This window comes from Vibrio sp. 10N.261.51.C6 (genome assembly GCF_041471785.1).
GTDB classification, from domain to species: Bacteria; Pseudomonadota; Gammaproteobacteria; order Enterobacterales; family Vibrionaceae; genus Vibrio; species Vibrio crassostreae_C.
This window is the reverse complement of sequence record NZ_JBFRPB010000078.1, coordinates 1-1,195: the sequence shown is the minus strand read 5'-3', so window position 1 is coordinate 1,195 and position 1,195 is coordinate 1. Positions and strand designations below refer to the sequence as shown.

Genomic DNA, 1,195 nt, shown 5'->3' with positions numbered 1-1,195 from the left:
GGGGGGGGGGGGGGGCAGGTCTTGCCTTTTGCCACTATACGGCTGACTCGTGAATAATGTAAGTCGAAGTGATTCCCTATTTGCTTTTGCGTATAGCCACCGCTATTAAATGCAGCAATAATGGCATCATTTCTACTAGGCGCTGAGTCTTGGTACTCCTTTAGCGAAAGAGGTTTAGCACGTCGCTGTTTTGCCGGAACCTCTTTGATATCTCCCTCTGCTAAATTCAAATTAGGAAGATGACTGTTCACAAACTCATCACTGCCTAGGTACACCTGCTGCTTTAATCCTGTCCATAGTGGCTTACCAACCCCCTCGAAAACGAATTGCTTGTATTTCTCAACAGCCTTATTTCTCTGGCGGCCAAATTGAAACAAGGTTTGATCAACCGCTAGCCAGTCTGGTGACTCTTTTAAACCAGTAACAAAAGGCCAACTGATCCACTCATATTCGTTCGGTGTATCCACTATATTTGCACGAACGGGGTTAAGTAAAATGTAACGTCCCACTTCCAATAGATAAGCGTCTTTGTCGACTAAAATGGCTTTAAAGCGACCTTGGTATAGATGACCGACTCGGTTATGTTTTCTATTGAACTTTTGGGTATACACACCATTAAGCTGACGCATTCCCTTACTTAAGTTCCCATCAGGAGTTTCGACGAGTAGATGGTAATGATTGGTCATTAAACAGTAGCTATGCACGACCCAATTGAATCGCTCTTGTTTATTTAGATAGAAAAAAGGCTTCATTTATGATCAGATAATCGTCGCCAAACAAACTACCTACATCAATAGTGAAGCCGATGACGATTATCTCCTTACAGAAGCAATTTAAGCAATTCTTTAATGCTGACACCCTCCAAAAAATGGCGAAAAGTACAGGCCTGATGAAACGGTGTCGGGCGATATTACCCGAGCAGCTAGTCATTAGCTTAGTGGCCGCGTTAAGCAAAGGAAACTGCACTTCCATTGCGGATTTACTGCGACAATTCAATGGGATGTGCTTGAGCCCTGAAGGTGCCGTGGCATACAAGCCTTACCATAACCAGTTGAGGAAAAATGAGTTTCCTAATTTCATGCGGCAACTTGTTATTCGAGCAATAGCTCAATTTGCTCGCCAGCAGAATGTCGGTCTACCAAATAAGCTCGACACCTTTGATGATGTACTGCTTCAAGATGGCAGCTCTTTCCAC

At 43.8% G+C, this 1,195-nt stretch carries 1 protein-coding gene and 1 pseudogene; one reads left to right on the top strand and one right to left on the bottom strand.

Annotated features, from left to right (window positions below; all coding sequences use genetic code 11):
* On the bottom strand, positions 1-752 hold a 752-nt coding region (locus AB4375_RS19610), incomplete at its 3' end, for a transposase (protein ID WP_372052360.1).
* Between the two features lie 53 nt (positions 753-805).
* Between AB4375_RS19610 and AB4375_RS19605 the strand changes: the two are divergent.
* Positions 806-1,195 (top strand): annotated as a pseudogene (locus AB4375_RS19605) (IS4 family transposase); the annotation flags it as partial.